This is a genomic window from Pseudonocardia cypriaca, assembly GCF_006717045.1.
GTDB lineage: Bacteria > Actinomycetota > Actinomycetes > Mycobacteriales > Pseudonocardiaceae > Pseudonocardia > Pseudonocardia cypriaca.
In genome coordinates this window covers 1,363,802-1,380,298 of record NZ_VFPH01000001.1, presented here as the reverse complement: position 1 = coordinate 1,380,298, position 16,497 = coordinate 1,363,802, and the positions used below count along the sequence as shown (strand labels likewise).

Genomic DNA, 16,497 nt, shown 5'->3' with positions numbered 1-16,497 from the left:
CGAGTCTCGCGTCAGTCCTCGGCCGGGGACCGCTGGTGGTACCCGTTGAGCCGCACGCAGACGTGGCCTTGGGGGTCGAGCGGCTCGGCGCACAGCGGGCACGGCGGCCGGCCAGCGGACACCACGCGCTCGGCGCGGTCGGCGAACGCCCGAGCCTGCTCCGGCGACAGGAACACGCGCAGGGCGTCCGGCCCTTCCTCGGTGTCGTCGAGGACGACGGACTCGTCGACCTCCTCCTCGGTGACCGCGAGCAGCTCCACCACGATCGAACCGGACTCGGCGTCCCAGCCGAGGCCCATCGTGCCGACCCGGAACTCCTCCTCGAGCGGTACCGCGAGGGGGTCGAGGTCGGTGCGGGGCTCCTCGTCGGTGAGGCCGTCGGAGCCGAACCGGCGGGCCACCTCCTGCAGCAACGCGCTGATCCGGTCGGCGAGGACCGACACCTGCTGTTTCTCCAGCAGCACGCTCACCGTGCGCGCCTCCTGGATCGCCTGGAGGTAGAACGAGCGGTCGCCGGGCTCGCCGACGGTGCCCGCGACGAAGCGCTCGGGCTGGCGGAAGACGTGGATGACGCGTGTCATGGCGTCATCGAGGGTAGACCGCCACGGCCCGGACGGCACGTCCGTGACTGCTGGGACGCGGCCTAGGCACCGGTGTCACCGCCCACGACGGCGTCCGAACCGCGGGAGGGCGGCGGTGGGACGAGCCCGGCCACGTCGCCGCCCAGATCGTTCACGCGGGCCACGAACGGGCGGGTCTCGGTGTAGTGCACGACGCTGATCGAGCCCGGGTCGACCACGATGCGCTGGAAGTTGTCCAGGTGAGTGGCCAGCGCGTCGGCCAGGATCGACTTGATCACGTCGCCGTGGCTGCACGCCAGCCACACCGCCTCCGGGCCGTGCTCGGCCGCGATCCGGGCTCCGTGCCGGCGCACCGCGGCCACCGCACGCGCCTGCATGCCGGCGAGCCCCTCGCCGCCCGGGAACACCGCCGCGGACGGGTGGGCCTGCACGACCTTCCACAGCGGCTCCTTGACCAGCTCCTTCAGCTCGCTGCCGGTCCATGAGCCGTAGTCGACCTCGGCCAGCTCCGGCTCGGTGATCGGGACCAGCTCGCGGGCCCCGGCCAGCGGCGCGACCGTCTGCTCGCAGCGCAGCATGGGCGAGCAGACGATCTCCGCGATCGGTACCCCGGCGAGCCGGTCGGGCAGCTTCGCGGCCTGGGCCCGGCCGGTGTCGTCGAGCTCGACGCCCGCGGAGCGGCCCGCGAGCACGCCGTTGGCGTTGGCCGCCGACCGGCCGTGGCGGAGCAGGATGAGCGTCGTCACGAGCGCCGAGCGTACGTGCGCTGGTCGAGCGGCTCGCGGGCGTCGTCGTGGTCCCGGCGGGCGCGCTCGACCTCGTGGAGGTGGGCGGCGCCCCACTCGGTCAGCGTCGCGAACACCGGCGCGAGGCTGCGCCCGAGCTCGGTGATCTCGTACTCGACCCGGGGTGGGACCTCGGGGTGGTAGGTGCGCAGCACGAGGCCGTCGCGTTCGAGCTGCCGCAACCGCTGGGTCAGGACCTTGGGCGTGATCGTCGCGACGCGCCGTTCGAGCTCCACGAACCGCAGCCGCCCGTGCTGGTGGAGGGCCCAGAGGATGGGGGTGGTCCACCGGCTGAAGACGATGTCGACGACCGGCGCGATCGGGCAGGCCGCCTCCTGGCCCGTCCACTTCGTGTTCTCGATCACAGAACGCCCCTCCGCCCATTACTTTCCTCTGGGTACCTACTGTATCCGCGCCAGTAGCTTCCGGTCCGTACGCAGATGACCGGGAGGAGAACGAACGTGATCGTGGTGACGGGAGCGACCGGCAACGTGGGGCGCCCGCTGGTGGCGGCTCTGGCGACGGCGGGCGAGCGGGTGACGGCGGTTTCGCGGAACGTGTCGGCGGCGAACGTGGCGGAGGGAGTGCGGTTCCGGCCGGTCGACCTGACCGACCCCGAGAGCCTGCGGCCGGCCGTCGACGGAGCCGACGCGCTGTTCCTGCAGGACGCCGGCATGAACGCCCACCTGCTCAGCCCGCGGGACATCCTCGCCGTCGCGAAGGAAGTCGGGGTCGGCCGCGTCGTGCTGCTGTCCTCGATAGGCGTCGTCACCCGGCCCGACTCGGCCTCGCACGGGATCGTTGCGCGGTCCTTCGAGGACGCCGTCCGGCAGTCGGGCCTCGAGTGGACGATCCTGCGTCCCGGCGGCTTCGCCTCCAACGCCTACGCGTGGGCCGAGTCCGTTCGGACCCGCCGCACGGTCGCCGCCCCGTTCGGTGACGTCGGCCTGCCCACCGTCGACCCCGCCGACATCGCGGAGGTCGGGGCGGCCGCCCTCCGCGACGACCGGCACGCCGGCCAGGTCTACGAGCTGACCGGCCCCGTTCTGTGCACCCCTCGCCGGCAGGCCGATGCGATCGGTGAGGCGATCGGCGAGCCGGTGCGGTTCGTCGAGCAGACCCCCGACGAGGCCCGCGCGCAGATGCTGCGGTTCATGCCCCCGCCGGTGGTCGAGACGACCCTCGCCGTGCTCGGCGCGCCCACACCCGCCGAGCAGCGGATCAGCCCCGACGTCGAGCGGGTCCTCGGGCGGCCCGCACGCACGTTCGCCGAGTGGGCCGCCCGCCACGCCGGCTCGTTCCGCTGAGCGGTTCAGTAGGCAGCGATCCAGCCCGCACCCAGGGCGACGAACAGCACCGCGCCCAGCGCCACCCGGTACCAGACGAACAGGTAGACGCTGTGGTGCTCCACGTAGCGCAGGAGCCACGCGATCGATGCGAAGCCGATCGCGAACGCGATCACCGTGGCCACCACCATCTGCACCCCGGTGGGCCCGTCGCCCGAGAACACGTCCGGGATCTGGAAGATCCCCGATGCGACGACGGCCGGGATCGCCAGCAGGAACGAGTACCGCACCGCCGCCTGGCGCGTGAAGCCGAGGAAGAGGCCTGCGGTGATCGTGCCGCCGGAACGGGAGACCCCCGGGATCAGCGCCATGGCCTGCGCGAAGCCGAGGATGATGCCGTCGGCGGGCTTCATCTGCTCCAGCTGCGTGCGCTGCCGGCCGAGCCGCTCGGCGAGCCCGAGCAGCAGGCCGAACAGCACCAGCGTGGTCGCGATCAGCCACAGGTTGCGGGCCGCGGTCTGGATCTGGTGCTCGAAGAGGAAGCCGAGCAGGCCGATCGGGATCGTCCCGACGATCACGAGCCAGGCGATCCGGTAGTCGGGGGTGGCGCGGACCGCCGGGAAGCGGAAGCCGCGCACCCACGTGAGGAACAGGTGTCCGATGTCGCGCGCGAAGTAGACGAGCACGGCCGCCTCCGTGCCGAGCTGGGTGACCGCGGTGAAGGCCGCGCCCGCGTCCCGCCCGAAGAACACCTCCGACACGATCCGCAGGTGCGCCGACGAGGAGATCGGCAGGAACTCCGTCAGTCCCTGCACGACACCGAGCACGATCACTTCCAGCCACGTCACTCGCGGGACCGTACCGAGGGCCCCCGAGCCCGCCGCACATAGGCTTCCCCCGTGCGGCGGCGACGGGTCGGGAGCAGCGGACTGGAGGTCTCGCAGATCGGGCTCGGCACGATGACCTGGGGCGCCGCCACCGGCGTCGAGGACGCGACCGAGCAGCTCACGGCCTTCGTCGAGGCCGGTGGCACCCTCGTCGAGACCGCGGAGAGCTACGGCCACGGCGCCGCCCAGGAGGTGCTCGGCGAGGTGCTCGCCACGGCGGTCCGGCGCGACGACGTCGTCCTCGCGGGGCGCGGCGGCCTACCCGGCGGCCCGCTCGGCGACGGCGCGGCCCGCGGCACGCTGCTGGCCGGGCTCGACGCCGTCCTCGACCGCCTCGGCACCGACCACCTCGACCTCTGGCAGCTGCCCGGGTTCGACGCGCGCGTCCCCCTCGAGGAGACGCTCTCGGCCGTGCAGGTCGCGGTCTACTCGGGACGGGTCCGCTACGCCGGGCTGGTCGGGCCCGCGGGCTGGCAGCTCGCCACGGTGGCCGAGCACGGGCGGGCGCTGGGCAGCGTCACCGTGCCGGTCTCGGCGCAGGTGGAGTACTCGCTGCTGTGCCGCGACCCGGAGCCCGAGCTGCTGCCCGCGGCGCTGCACCACGGCGTCGGGGTGCTCGCATGGGCGCCGCTGGGGCGCGGCGTGCTCACCGGCAAGTACGCCGACGGCACCCCCGCCGACTCCCGCGGCGCCTCCCCCGACCTCGCCCCGTACGTCGAGGCCCGCCGCACCGGACACGCGGCCCGGATCGTCCACGCCGTGCTGACGGCCGCGGACGGGCTCGGCACGTCGCCGCTGTCCGTCGCACTGGCCTGGGTGCGCGACCAGCCGGGTGTCGCCGCTGCCATCGTCGGCGCCCGCGACGCGGCTCAGCTCACGGCCTCGATGGCCGCCGACAACCTGATCCTCCCGGCGGAGATCCGCGCCGCGCTCGACGACGTGAGCGACGTCCGCTGATGGTGGCACGCGCGGGCGGGCGGGCCTATCGTGTGGGCATTCCACCCGGCGTTCACGTGGGCGTCAGGTGGCGGTGAGGTGCTAGGGAGGTGAGCCGGTGGCGCGTAGCGGCCCGACCGGCACGGTCGAGGGGGATTCGGTCGACGGGGACTGGGAGTACCGCCCGGTCCAGCTTCCGGGGGACGTGTCCCGGATGACCGCGGCGGTACGACTGGCGATCCAGGCCGAGTTCGGCGGCTGGGAGCTGTCTCGTGTACGCCTCTACCCGGGCGGGGTGCGAAAGGTGGTGCTGCGCAGAAGGCGCAGCTCCAGAATGCTGCCGGAGCTCTCCGTCTGACTCCTCACCCGCGAGCCGCACGTGGCTCGTCCTGGGCCGGCGCGTCGAGCAGCGCGAGCGCCCTTGCGGTCTCCGAGCCCGGCTCCGCGTGGTAGATCACGAGGAGCTGCCCGCCCGAGTCGCCGATCGGTAGCTTCTCGCGGCGCAGCTCGAGCATCCCGACGCGCGGATGGCGCATCCGCGTCAGCCCGCCGGCCAGCGGCTTGACGTCGTGGCGCGCCCACAGCTGCCGGAACAGCTCGCTCCCGAGCGACAGCTCGCCCACGAGCTGCGCGAGCCGCGGATCGTCGACATCGGTGCCGAGCGACGTGCGGAACGCCGCGACCATCCCACCGCTCCACCGCTCCCACTCGGGGTGCATCTCCTGCTCGTCCTCGTCGAGGAACAGCGACCGCATCCGGTTCTCCCCCGGCCGGATCCTCGGCGACAGGGCGGTGGCGAGCCGGTTCGCGGCGAGCACGTCGAACAGGCGGTTCTCGACGAACGCCGGCGGCCCGATGACGTCGAGCAGCTGGCGGATCCCCGCCGGCACGACCTCGCGGCGCGGCCGCTTCGACCGCAGTGGCCGAGCGGTGGAGAGGCTCAGCAGGTACTGCGTCGCGGTGGCGTCGAGCCCGAACACCCGCGCCAGCGCCTCGAGCACCTGCGGCGACGGGTTCCGGTCGCGCCCCTGCTCGAGCCGCAGGTAGTAGTCGGCGCTGATGCCGGCGAGGGTCGCGACCTCCTCGCGGCGCAGGCCCGGCGTTCGCCGTACCCCCGCCACGTGCAGCCCGACGTCAGCGGGGTCCACGAGCTCGCGCCGTGCACGCAGGTACTCGCCCAGAGCGTTCGGCCTGGTCACCGACCCATCGTAAGCTCGCGAGCCGCCTCGGTCCCTGGTCCTGCTGACCCCAGGATGATCCCGGCCTCCCTGTCACCGGGGCCGGCGACGACAGTGGACGGCATGACATCCCACGATCTTCCCGGTGGCCGCTACCGCGTCGGCGACCTCGACCTCACCCGCGTCGGCTACGGCGCCATGCAGCTCGCCGGCCCCGGCGTCTTCGGGCCGCCGAAGGACCACGACGCGGCGATCGCCGTGCTGCGCGAGGCCGTCGAGCTGGGCATCAACCACATCGACACCTCGGACTTCTACGGCCCGCACGTCACCAACCACCTCATCCGCGAGGCGCTCGCCCCGTACCCGGACGACCTGCACATCGTCACGAAGGTCGGCGCCCGCCGCGACGAGCAGGGCGGATGGCCGCCGGCCAGGACCCCCGACGAGCTGCGCGCCCAGGTCCACGACAACCTGCGCAACCTCGGTCTCGACGCGCTCGACGTCGTCAACCTGCGCCTCGGCGGCGTCGAGGGACCCGAGCCGGGCTCCCTCGCTCCGCAGTTCGAGGCGCTCGCCGAGCTGCAGCAGCAGGGGCTCATCCGCCACCTCGGCCTCAGCACCGTCACCGCCGAGCAGCTGGCCGAGGCCCGGTCGATCGCGCCCGTCGTCTGCGTGCAGAACCTCTACAACATCGCCCGCCGCGAGGACGACGCCCTCGTCGACCTCACCGCACAGCAGGGCATCGCGTACGTCCCGTACTTCCCCCTCGGCGGCTTCTCGCCGCTGCAGTCCGACGCCCTCGAGTCCGTCGCGAAGCAGCTCGACGCGACCCCGATGACGGTCGCGCTCGCGTGGCTGCTGCAGAGGTCCCCGAACATCCTGCTGATCCCGGGGACGTCGTCGGTGGCACACCTTCGCGAGAACGTCGCAAGCGCCGGGCTCGAGCTGCCCGAGGACGCGATCGCGGAGCTGGACGCGATCGGGGGCTAGTGATCAGACCACGTCACGTCCGGTGGACGGGGCGCGCCTGCCGGCCCCGGCACGCCCCGGAACCCGTACGGCGCCGCCTCCCGGCCGGGCTGCACGAACCAGCACTCCCCCGGCTCGCCGCGGTCGAGCACGGTCTCGATCGCGTCGGCCACGTCCTCGGCGGTGAGCAGCGGGAAGTCACCGAACTGCGGTCTCGCCCGGGCGATCAGCGGGGTGTCGGCGAAGCCGGGGCACACCGCGTTCACGCGGATCCCGTCGGCCGCGAGCACCGGCGCGGCCGCCCGCACGTAGCCCACGACGGCGTGCTTGGTCATCGTGTACAGCGCGTCGCCCGGCATAGGCACGAGCCCGGCGAGCGAGGCGGTGGCGATGACCTGCCCGCCGCCGGCGCGTCGCAGGGCGGGCACCGCGGCGGCGAGGCCGAACACGACGTGGTCGACGTTCACGCCGACGATCCGGCGGTAGCCGGCCACGTCGAGGTCCTCCACCCCCGACTGGCCCGCCGTGACCCCGGCGTTGAGCAGCACGACGTCCAACCCGCCGAAGGCGTGCTCGGCGGCTGCGACGTGGGCGGGCATGCGCTCGGGTTCGGCGACGTCCCCGCCGAGCGCGATCCCGCCGACCTCACCTGCCAGCTCCTGCGCCGCGGCCTCGTCCCGATCGGCGACGGCGACCCGCGCCCCGGCCGCGGCGAGCCGCCGCACCGCAGCCGCCCCGATCCCCGATGCACCTCCCGTGACGAGGGCACCTTTGCCCGTGAGGTCCATCAGCAGGTCCGCAGGAACCGGTCGAGCACCCGGGTGCCGAACTGCAGGGCGTCCACCGGCACCCGCTCGTCGATGCCGTGGAAGAGCGAGGCGAAGTCGAGGTCCGGCGGCAACCGCAGCGGGGCGAACCCGTAGCACTGCATGCCGAGCTCGGCGAACGACTTGGCGTCCGTGCCGCCGGAGAGCATGTACGGCACGGTCTTCGCGCCGGGGTCCTCCTCACGCAGCGCGGCCGCCATCGCCTCGGTCAGGGGGCCCCCGAACGGCGTCTCGACCGCAGGCAGGTGCTGCACCCACTCGCGCGTGACGTCGGGGCCGAGCAGCTCGTCGACCTCCCGCAGGAACGCCTCCTCCCGCCCGGGCAGCATCCGGCAGTCGACGACTGCCTCCGCCGTGGACGGGATCACGTTCGCCTTGTACCCGGCCGAGAGCATGGTCGGGTTCGCGGTGTCGCGGATGGTCGCCCCGACGAGGCGCGAGAGGGGCCCGAGCTTCGCGAGCGCGCCCTCCAGGTCGTCCTCGGGGAACTCCAGCCCGGTCAGCTGCGACATCTGTTCGAGGAACGCGCGGACGGTGTCGGTGAGCACCAGCGGGAACGTGTGGTTCCCGAGCCGCGCAACCGCCTCGGCCACGTGCGTGACGGCGTTGTCGTCGTGCAGGAACGACCCGTGCCCCGGCTTGCCGCGGGCGCGCAGCCGCATCCACGCGATGCCCTTCTCGGCCGCCTCGATGAGGTAGACCCGCTGGTCCTCGCCGAGGGTGAGCGAGAACCCGCCCACCTCCCCGACGGCCTCGGTACACCCCTCGAACAGGTCGGGACGGTGCTCCACGAGCCACTGCGCCCCGTACGACCCACCCGCCTCCTCGTCCGCGACGAACGCGAAGACGATGTCCCGCGGCGGCACCACCCCGTCCCGCTTGAACCGGCGCGCAACGGCCAGCGTCATGCCGACCATGTCCTTCATGTCGACCGCGCCCCGACCCCACACGTAGCCGTCCTGCACCGCCCCGGAGAACGGGTGCACCGACCACTCGGCGGCGTCGGCCGGCACCACGTCGAGATGCCCGTGCACGAGCAGCGCCCCCCGCGACGGATCAGCCCCGGCCAGCCGGCAGATCACGTTCGACCGCCCCGGCGCCCCCGAATCGAGCACCTCCACCTCGTACCCGACCTCGGTGAGCTTCCCCGCCACGTACTCGGCGGCCTCCCGCTCCCCCGTCGTCGTCTCGAGGTCACCGGTGTTCGTCGTGTCGATGCGGATGAGCTCCGACGTCAGCTCGACGACCTCGTCCTCGGCTGCTCCTTGCCTGGTCACGCGGATCTTCCTACCACTGCGAGGACCCGTCGCGGGGGTGCGGAGGGTGTGGGCTATCCTTCTCCCAGCAAGTCCGAGTGGCGGAATGGCAGACGCGCTAGCTTGAGGTGCTAGTCCCCGAGTAGGGGGTGGGGGTTCAAGTCCCCCCTCGGACACACGCGCTAACCACACGCGGAGCGAGCTGGACATCGACCGCTCGCTCGTGTGGTTGGTACCTCAGTTCGATCCGAAGCTCCCGGTAGAGCCGCTCCAGGCTCTCCGGCTTCGCATCCTTCAGCACCGCGCCGATGTCGCCCAGCGAATCGATCATGGCGTAGACCTCGGCGTCCGTGACCGTGGTCGGGGCGGGAGCGCCGTTCAGCTCAGCCTGCGCGGCGGCCCGCTGCGCCTGCGACTCGTTGATCGCGTCGACCATGGCGTTCGGGTCGATCCCAACCGCGATCGCATCCTGGAACCGCCTGAGCCGCTTCTCGGCGTCCGCGAGCCGCTTCTTCGCCGCCTCGCGCTTGCCCGACTTGCCCCCGCCGTCCTGCGAGGCGACCAGCGCCGCGACGGTCCGATCGACGTTGCGCCGGTCGAACAAGTGCCCTATCCACGCGTTCAAGGGCTCCAGCACGTCGTACTCGCGCAGGTTGACGGTCCGTGGGTGGTCCGCGTGCGCGGCGGCCCCAGGGGCGAGCGTCCGGGCAAGGCAGCGGTAGTAGATCTCGCGTTTGCGGATCACCGCGCCCTGCATCCTCCGACTGCACAGCGCGCACCGGACCATCCCGCGCAGCAGGTACAGCCGAGTTCCGGTCGTCCGGGTGCGCTCCAGCTTGGCTCGCTCGCGATTGCCGCCGGCGGCACGGGAGCGCCGTCGCAACTGGGCCTCAGTGAACGTCTCAACGGACACGATCGCCGGGTGCGCCTGCTCTCGCGACCGCACCACCCGATCCGCTCCCGCCCGCCGGAACCGGACCACATGCCCCGCCGCGACGTCATCTGGGTCGAGCAGGGTCTCGTGCTTCGTCCAGCGGCCGAAGAACGCATAGCCGGTGTAGCGAGGGTTGTCGAGGATCGCCCGAACCGTGCTGGCTTGCCACCCATCGGCGAGCCGGTGACGATTCTGATCAGGGCGCCGCGCCGACGGACACGGGATACCGTCGCGGTTGAGACCACCCGCGATCGCCCGGTCACCCTTACCGTCGAGGTACTCCGCGAAGATCCGCCGCACCACCTCGGCAGACGCGTCGTCCATCGCAAGCACTCGGAGCCGGTAGCCCTCGCCGCTTTGCGCGGGTTCGGGTGTGGCCCAGCATCGGCGACCACGTAGCCATACGGCGCCCGGCCGCCCTGGTGGCGCCCCTCGTTGACGACCTGTGCATCCATCGCGGCACGCACCCGCGCTTGCACGTGCTGTCGCTCCGACTCGCTCATTCCGCCGAGCACGCTCATCAGCATCTTGTGCGACGGATTCCGCGCATCGAACTTGCCACCCAGCTCCGGGACCCACAGATCGACCCCGTACGCGGCGAACTTCGGCGCAATCAGCGAGAACTGGTTTCCGAACCAACAGCGCGTTCCCTCGCCGACTACGACACCATTCCACTTCCGGTTCGGGTCTTTCAGCGCAGCAAGCAGACGTGCCCCGTCCACGCGTCGCTCCCATGGCACGGACCGTGACTGGCCAACGTCGAAGAAGACTTCGGCGATCCGCCCGCCGAGCGGCTCGACGAACTTCCGCGCGTTTCCTAGCTGCCACGCACGAGACGTCTCAGGATCTTGATTGTCTTCGGTTGAGCAGCGACCGTAGGCGGCGAGATCGCCGATACCCTCATCGGGTGCGGTGGCGGCGACTTCGATGCCGAGCAAGCCGTCAACGGTCGCCCACGGGTCGACGCCGCTGGTCGCAGGTGCCTGACTAGTCATCGAGCGATCCCCCCGGCCGCGCGTCGAGCACTTCGACGGTCGTGAGCTGAACCAGTATGTCGAGGAGTGTACGACTTGCTCGTGGAGTGAGCCTAGGGATTCCGTCAGGCAGACTTACATGGATTCTCCCGCCCTCTGCCCCGTCATCCCACTGCCTCGCATCCGCCCGCCGGTGAGGCTGCCGCTGGCCACGATCCGTAGCGGCCGGGTCGACGCTCGTCGGCGCGCCCTGCGCCGTCTGGCCGTCGCCAGAGCACGGCAACGAGGTAGCTCCTGAGTTAGGTGATCGTGATCGAGTTAGGTTCGTAACCTCCTGCGGTCGCGCGTCGGTCCAGCGGTCTACCTGCGGGTAGTTAGAAAGGTTAGGCGAGTTAGGCCGCGCCACCAGGCCTTCGTGTACCCCCGCATCGACACGTCGGCGCCGATCTCGCTCCGACCTAACTGACCTCACTCGGGTACCCACCGGACTACTCCTCATCGTCCCGGCGGGCCGCGTCGCGCTCGGCAGCGCGGGCACGCACCGTGATCGGATCGATGGGGTAGCGGTTGCCCGTCGACGGCACCCTGATGCCGTACTCGCGCTCCAACACCTCTCGAAGCTTGACGCCGTTCAGGCCGCGGTAGGTGCCGCAGCGCGGCGCGAGATCCCGAAGTCGAGCGGGCACATCAGCGGCAGGCACTCGCTGGTCAGCCAATACCGCAATCAGGTCGTCGAGTAGATCACGAGACTCCCCCACTTCCTCGTCTACCTCTGCTTCGATCGCCGCATTCGGTGTGTGCGCATCGAGGTAAGTCATCGCACGCCCGATGACTTCGGCAGCGGCGTCATAGCCCGTGTCGTCATCGGCTTCGATGTAGAACCACTTCAGGATCTCGAACCGCTCCTCGGTGGCTCCGGTCAGCAGCGAAGTTCCGACGTCCTTTCCAGGCCGCAGTTCGCTGGCCCGAATGCCTGCCTGGAACGAGCCGTCACCAAGGAAGCCATCATTGGAGCGCCAGGACTTCACCGCGAAACACGCGTTGATCTTCACCAGCTCGACGATCTTCGGAGGGATCGCGTCCGCTCGCGACGACTGGGTGTCGAACGCCAGCGTGATCGCGGTCTTCCGGCCGCGGCGCATGGTCTGCACCACCAGATCAGCGGCTTCTTTCCCGAACTGCTCATGGCCGGACAGCTCGTGACATTCGGAGAACAACGCCACCAGCGGCCGCAACTCCGGATGCTTCTCGGCAAGGGCGCGGGTGACCTTCTTCGCGCCCAGCTCGGCCAACCGCGCCTCGCGCTGCGCGACCTTCTCGTACAGCTCGCGCAGCGCGGTCAACGCAGCAGCGGCCACGTCGTCGTCGATCCCCCGCTTGTAGCGGGCCAACCTCGGCCGGTAGGCGTCGAAGTCGCCGTTGTTGGCGAACACGAACACCCACAGCTCGGCGAGCGGATCCAGCGCGGCGCCGAGCATGATGACGCGGGCGGCGTTGCTCTTGCCCTGCCCCATGAGGCCGCCGTAGACGAGGTTAGCGCCGGGCAACGCGACAGCGATGATCTCGCCGCGCTGGGACACACCGAGCGGGATGCCGGCGAACACGTCGGCCTTCCCGTTGTTCAGCAGCGGGTAGGGCGGGGCGGGCTTCTCGGTGGAACCCGGGTCCGCCACCCACAGGTCGACGTAGCCGGCCCGTTCCCCTGCAGACGGCCACACCTCCAGCGGGGCGCGCATCAGATTGCGGGCCAACACGTCCCGCCGATCGGCGATCATCGTCGGGGTCACGCCCCAGGGCAGGGAGAACACCGCGTGATAGCCGCAGTTGTTCACCCGCACCGGCGGAGTCAGGAACTCCACCTCCCAGCCCTTCTTGATCGCCTCGTTGAGCTTGCTGATGCCCAGATGCGCCAGTGCCGTCGCGATCCCGCCGGGGGTGACGATCACGTTCTCGTGCTCCTGCGAGCGGACCGGCGCTGCCCAGGCAGGGACGCGGCCGTGGGCCCGGCCGAGTTGCCACAGCACCGCCAGCGCCAACCATGGGGCCGCCAGCATCAGCGGCAGCCATACCACGGTGACCAGCCACACCACCCAGGCGATCAGGTCCACCGCCGCCTGCAACGGCGCAAGCACCCATGAGATGTCGCTGTAGCCGACGGCGAGGGTGATCCCCAACGCCAGCAGCATCCCCGTGACTGTCATCGCCGCGACGGCAACGGCCCTGGCGAGGGCGAATGGGGCGTAGATCCAGTCCATCCGCCGCTTGTGCCGCATGGCGCGCGCCCGCTCCGCGCGCTGTTCCCAGTCGATCAGGCGTTGCATATCGCCCGCCAGTTCGGCCTGGCGCATCATCCGCTCGTAGCGGGACTGGGTGCGTGCCTCCCACACCCGCCGCGCCGCCACCCACATGCCGGTGGCGATGTAGACGATGCCGTTGCGGACCGCCCACCGCAGCGTCGTGCGGGTCCGCTCGTGCGTGGCCGCCACCCGCGCCGTCGTGACCAGGTAGACGGTCGCCCGTCCGGTGCCGCGGCGTACCGACCGTGAGGAGCAGTTCGAGCGGCTGTACCTGTTGCTCGTCGACTCCAACCAGTTCGCGCCCAAGATCACCTGCTACGAGGTAAACGATCGGTATACCGAGGTTGATCTGGAGACTGCGTTTGACGAGATCGTTGAGTTGGCCGCCGAGCGCAATTTTGATACGTACGAATCTGTCGGGGACGGCACAATTCGCAAGATCAAGCGTTCGCCGGGCGAGGACTGACACGTCGTCAGGATGCAGCCGAGGGCCAGATCGGGAGCGCCGCCAACTCAGATCTTCCAGGCCATTAGCCGACGAGCGAGTCGACTGCAGGAGCGAACCACGGATCTACGACCAATCCGACGGATGACGGTCGAGCCTGTGGTCGACGCCGGCGCGAGGCCCAAGAGCCGCCGCCTCGTGGACGCATCATTGTCCTGCTGTCTCCCTAAGTTGGTCCGGGTCCGTTCCAACTTCCCGAGGTGCCGGATGCCGCCCGCTGAGCGGAATCGCCGACGCAGCTGAGCCTGCGTGAGGTCAAGTCCACGGGCGTGGTGTTTGGCGGTTGTCGCGTATCTTCCTGTGGGTTAGGCGCTGAGCGCCGGGATGGTGTCGGTCGTGACCTCCTCGGTGCTGGTGCTGGTACTGGTGCTGGTGTCGGGAACGGGGTGTGAGGCGGGCGCGGGCCAGGACGTCGAGGCCGAGGTAGCGGCAGCCTTCGGCCCATTCGTCGTGTTGCTCGGCCAGGACGGCGCCGACGAGGCGGATCAGGGCGTCGCGGTCGGGGAAGACGCCGACCACGTCGGTGCGGCGGCGGATCTCCCGGTTCAGCCGCTCGGAGGGGTTGTTGGACCAGATCTGGCGCCAGACCTCTCTCGGGGATCCGGTGAAGGCCAACACGTCCGTGCGGGCGGTGTCGAGGTGCTCGGCCACCTTGGGGAGCTTGTGGGCCACCGCGTCCAACACGAACTGCGCGTGGACCGAGGTGGCGTCGGGCTGGTCATAAACCGAGTGCAGCAACGCCCGCACCCACGGCCAGGACGCCTTCGGGGTCGCGGCCATCAGGTTCGCCGCATAGTGCGTGCGGCATCTCTGCCAGCTCGCGCCGGGCAGGGTGGCGCCGATGGCCTCGACCAGCCCGCAGTGCGCATCGGAGGTCACGAGCCGGACCCCGGTCAGGCCGCGGGCGGTCAGGTCACGGAAGAACCCCAGCCAGCCGGCGCCGTCCTCGGCCGAGGTGACCTGCAGACCGAGGATCTCCCGATGTCCATCGGCGTTGACGCCGGTGACGAGCAGGGCGTGCACGCTGACCACCCGCTCGCCCTCGCGGACCTTGAGCACGAGGGCGTCGGCGACGAAGGTGTAAGGGCCTTGGTCGAGTGGGCGGGTGCGGAAGTCTGCGACGTGGGCGTCGAACTCAGCGGCTATGGTTGAGACCTGCGACTTGGACAGCCGGGTGATCCCCAACGAGTCGACCAGCTTCTCCATCCGTCGCGTGGACACGCCGAGCAGGTAGCAGGTGGCCACCACGGTGGTGAGGGCGCGTTCGGCGCGGCGGCGGCGCTCGAGCAACCACTCGGGGAAGTAGGACCCCGAGCGCAGCTTGGGGATCGCGATGTCGAGGGTGCCGGCGCGGGTGTCGAACTCGCGGTGTCGGTAGCCGTTGCGCACGTTGGTCCGGTCCGGACTCGATTCGCCGTAGCTGGCGCCGCAGACGGCGTCGGCCTCGGCGGACATCAGGGTTTTGATGAAGGTGGTCAGCATCTGGCGCAGCAGGTCCGGCAAGGCGGAGGCCAGGTGCTCGCGCAGGAAACGGGCAGGATCGACACTGCTCGGTGCAGTCATCGCGTGAGTCGCTTTTCTGAAGCACCGTGAGAGGTCTTCAGAAGATCACGCGATGGCCGCCCTACACGACGTCTCGCCCGTCACCGGGCCTGCCGCACACCACTCTGGTGGACGCCACTGCCAAGGACGCCCGGCCGCACGAGGTGCTGCTGTGCGTGCAGACCGGCAAGACCCTCGCCGACTCAGCTCTTGGTTCCCACCGGAGGCCGGAGTGGATCGACGGCCGCATCTGGCGGTGAAGGGGTCAGGCTTCGGTCTCCACGATCTGGGCGCCCTCGGCGGCGCGCTGCACCGACCAGCTTCTCCAACCGCCACGTGCCGACGCCGAGCAGGTGGCAGGTGGCGACCACGGTGGTCAGCGCGCGTTCGGCGCGACGACGGCGCTCAAGCGGCGGCCTCCACTGGTCCGGGGTCTGGTCGCCTTGGCCTGGTTCATCGAATGCGCCCGTCACTCTGCTTACTGGAAGATCACAATACGCACAACTGCGCATGGTCCGACGCACTCATTTGTGTGATAATCGTACAACGGCTGCATTTCTATAATGCACCGAGAGGATCCGAAAGGAGCCGCATCGCGAAAGTTGGGTCATGTCAAGCTAGCAAGGGCCAAGGACAATGCCGAGAAGACCATGGGTCAGCCCGGCCATCATCCTGCTGATTCTGTTCGCTTTCGAAATCGGAGTGGCCATCGTGTTCAATCCGGCTTCAAGATCTCCGGACGACCTGCTGTCGAAGTTGTCTGACGCAGGCTTGTCTGTCGCAGTCGTTACTGTCGCAGGCGCTTTCGCCACGGGGTTCTTCAAGGTTCTGGACGAGCGCCAGTTGCGAGACCAGGAGCGCCGCAAGGTTTTTCACGAGCTTATCGACGAGTATAACCAGGTTAAGGGTGTGCGTCGCGGCCTGGCGGCACTCGGCGTTCACAAACAGCGAACACGCTCCCTTAGTTCCGATGAGACCAAAGAGCTGCGCGCAGCGATGGCGAAACTGAATGATGCGCAGCTGAGATTCGAGGCCATCAAGCGCGAAGTGGAGCAATCCAATCTATTCAGAAGGAACGCCGACGTTGCCCGGGAGCTTAGAGAGGTTGAACACTTCATCAACAGATGCGTTCTGGACAAGTGGGAGAACTATGGCGGCGACATCTGGGAGGATGCATCGCCATCAGTGCTCGGAAACCTTGGACTTGCGACCTCCATGACTGCGGGATTCAAGTCTCACGTCAAGCAACCGTTAGACAGATTGACAAATATTCTGCATGAGGAGCTATTCGGCCGCCCAGGCGTCTGGCGCCGACTGGTGGAGCGTCGCCAACACACGGCCGGGTTCAACATCGCTCAACAGACCGGCAATGCACAAGACCAGTGTGATGAAGAGTAAGCAGTCTCGTCCTACTTGACAATCCGGGCAGGCGACACTTTTCTCCAATCAATCGGTCATTTCAATCCATGTCGATGAAGGGGTGCGCTCAAATGCCGCAGTAGCATATTGGCGTAACGTCCACGCAGGTAGCCGAATCATC

17 protein-coding genes, 1 tRNA gene and 1 pseudogene are annotated in these 16,497 nt (G+C 69.8%); 8 read left to right on the top strand and 11 right to left on the bottom strand.

The genetic code is table 11. The features are described 5' to 3' along the window. Positions 1–11 precede the first annotated feature (11 nt). The 3 genes from FB388_RS06425 to FB388_RS06415 all read right to left on the bottom strand — a co-directional run bounded on the left by FB388_RS06425 (position 12) and on the right by FB388_RS06415 (position 1,731). The gene (locus tag FB388_RS06425; protein ID WP_142098213.1) at positions 12–581 is read right to left on the bottom strand and encodes a DUF3090 domain-containing protein; all 570 of its coding nucleotides are present in this window, start codon (positions 579–581) and stop codon (positions 12–14) included. A gap of 62 nt (positions 582–643) precedes the next feature. Continuing rightward, positions 644–1,327: a histidine phosphatase family protein gene (locus FB388_RS06420; protein WP_142098210.1), complete on the bottom strand. Its 684-nt coding sequence runs from the start codon at positions 1,325–1,327 to the stop codon at positions 644–646. Further along, positions 1,324–1,731 carry a winged helix-turn-helix transcriptional regulator gene (locus tag FB388_RS06415; protein WP_142098207.1) on the bottom strand — a complete coding sequence of 136 codons (408 nt, stop codon included), beginning with the start codon at positions 1,729–1,731 and terminating at the stop codon, positions 1,324–1,326. Before FB388_RS06415 ends, FB388_RS06420 begins: the two co-directional genes overlap by 4 nt. Before the next feature lie 96 nt (positions 1,732–1,827). Here FB388_RS06415 and FB388_RS06410 point away from each other — a divergent pair, with 96 nt between their 5' ends. Beyond that, positions 1,828–2,673, top strand: a complete 846-nt coding sequence (locus tag FB388_RS06410; protein WP_142098204.1) for an NAD(P)H-binding protein — start codon at positions 1,828–1,830, stop codon at positions 2,671–2,673. Positions 2,674–2,678: 5 nt separating this feature from the next. Here the strand turns inward: FB388_RS06410 and FB388_RS06405 are convergent, their stop codons facing one another. Continuing rightward, on the bottom strand, positions 2,679–3,500 hold the full coding sequence (locus tag FB388_RS06405; RefSeq protein WP_142098201.1) for an undecaprenyl-diphosphate phosphatase: 822 nt from the start codon (positions 3,498–3,500) through the stop codon (positions 2,679–2,681). Between the two features lie 51 nt (positions 3,501–3,551). Between FB388_RS06405 and FB388_RS06400 the strand changes: the two genes are divergently transcribed. Then, positions 3,552–4,496, top strand: a complete 945-nt coding sequence (locus FB388_RS06400) for an aldo/keto reductase (protein WP_142098198.1) — start codon at positions 3,552–3,554, stop codon at positions 4,494–4,496. 97 nt (positions 4,497–4,593) lie between these two features. Then, positions 4,594–4,833: a DUF5703 family protein gene (locus FB388_RS06395; protein WP_142098195.1), complete on the top strand. Its 240-nt coding sequence runs from the start codon at positions 4,594–4,596 to the stop codon at positions 4,831–4,833. A 4-nt stretch (positions 4,834–4,837) separates the two neighbouring features. Here the strand turns inward: FB388_RS06395 and FB388_RS06390 are convergent, their stop codons facing one another. Then, complete coding sequence (locus FB388_RS06390) at positions 4,838–5,674, bottom strand: helix-turn-helix domain-containing protein (RefSeq protein ID WP_142098192.1); 837 nt, start codon at positions 5,672–5,674, stop codon at positions 4,838–4,840. 102 nt (positions 5,675–5,776) lie between these two features. Between FB388_RS06390 and FB388_RS06385 the strand changes: the two genes are divergently transcribed. After that, positions 5,777–6,643 carry an aldo/keto reductase family oxidoreductase gene (locus tag FB388_RS06385; RefSeq protein WP_142098189.1) on the top strand — a complete coding sequence of 289 codons (867 nt, stop codon included), beginning with the start codon at positions 5,777–5,779 and terminating at the stop codon, positions 6,641–6,643. Here the strand turns inward: FB388_RS06385 and FB388_RS06380 are convergent. Next, positions 6,640–7,410: an SDR family oxidoreductase gene (locus FB388_RS06380; RefSeq protein ID WP_142098186.1), complete on the bottom strand. Its 771-nt coding sequence runs from the start codon at positions 7,408–7,410 to the stop codon at positions 6,640–6,642. The genes FB388_RS06385 and FB388_RS06380 overlap by 4 nt on opposite strands. Further along, positions 7,410–8,726 carry a M20/M25/M40 family metallo-hydrolase gene (locus FB388_RS06375; RefSeq protein WP_142098184.1) on the bottom strand — a complete coding sequence of 439 codons (1,317 nt, stop codon included), beginning with the start codon at positions 8,724–8,726 and terminating at the stop codon, positions 7,410–7,412. Before FB388_RS06375 ends, FB388_RS06380 begins: the two co-directional genes overlap by 1 nt. A 71-nt stretch (positions 8,727–8,797) precedes the next feature. Between FB388_RS06375 and FB388_RS06370 the strand changes: the two genes are divergently transcribed. Next, positions 8,798–8,881: transfer RNA gene (locus FB388_RS06370), tRNA-Leu, on the top strand. Here the strand turns inward: FB388_RS06370 and FB388_RS40240 are convergent. From FB388_RS40240 to FB388_RS06360, 3 genes and pseudogenes are all read right to left on the bottom strand, one after another. After that, the gene (locus FB388_RS40240; RefSeq protein ID WP_246121671.1) at positions 8,863–9,963 is read right to left on the bottom strand and encodes a recombinase family protein; all 1,101 of its coding nucleotides are present in this window, start codon (positions 9,961–9,963) and stop codon (positions 8,863–8,865) included. The genes FB388_RS06370 and FB388_RS40240 overlap by 19 nt on opposite strands. Before the next feature lie 176 nt (positions 9,964–10,139). Continuing rightward, positions 10,140–10,634, bottom strand: a pseudogene (locus FB388_RS40235) (recombinase family protein); the annotation flags it as partial. A gap of 467 nt (positions 10,635–11,101) precedes the next feature. Continuing rightward, entirely contained in the window at positions 11,102–13,099 is a 1,998-nt protein-coding gene (locus tag FB388_RS06360) for a cell division protein FtsK (RefSeq protein ID WP_142098181.1), read from the bottom strand. 37 nt (positions 13,100–13,136) lie between these two features. Here FB388_RS06360 and FB388_RS06355 point away from each other — a divergent pair, with 37 nt between their 5' ends. Next, entirely contained in the window at positions 13,137–13,376 is a 240-nt protein-coding gene (locus FB388_RS06355; protein ID WP_142098178.1) for a hypothetical protein, read from the top strand. A gap of 294 nt (positions 13,377–13,670) precedes the next feature. Here the strand turns inward: FB388_RS06355 and FB388_RS39810 are convergent, their stop codons facing one another. After that, positions 13,671–14,978 carry an IS256 family transposase gene (locus FB388_RS39810; protein WP_425468529.1) on the bottom strand — a complete coding sequence of 436 codons (1,308 nt, stop codon included), beginning with the start codon at positions 14,976–14,978 and terminating at the stop codon, positions 13,671–13,673. Between the two features lie 107 nt (positions 14,979–15,085). On the opposite strand from FB388_RS39810, the gene FB388_RS40820 reads away from it, so the two are divergent. Together FB388_RS40820 and FB388_RS06340 are read left to right on the top strand one after the other, a co-directional pair. Then, the gene (locus FB388_RS40820; protein WP_281290423.1) at positions 15,086–15,217 is read left to right on the top strand and encodes a hypothetical protein; all 132 of its coding nucleotides are present in this window, start codon (positions 15,086–15,088) and stop codon (positions 15,215–15,217) included. Positions 15,218–15,659: 442 nt separating this feature from the next. Next, entirely contained in the window at positions 15,660–16,355 is a 696-nt protein-coding gene (locus FB388_RS06340; protein WP_142098172.1) for a hypothetical protein, read from the top strand. Positions 16,356–16,497 lie beyond the last annotated feature (142 nt).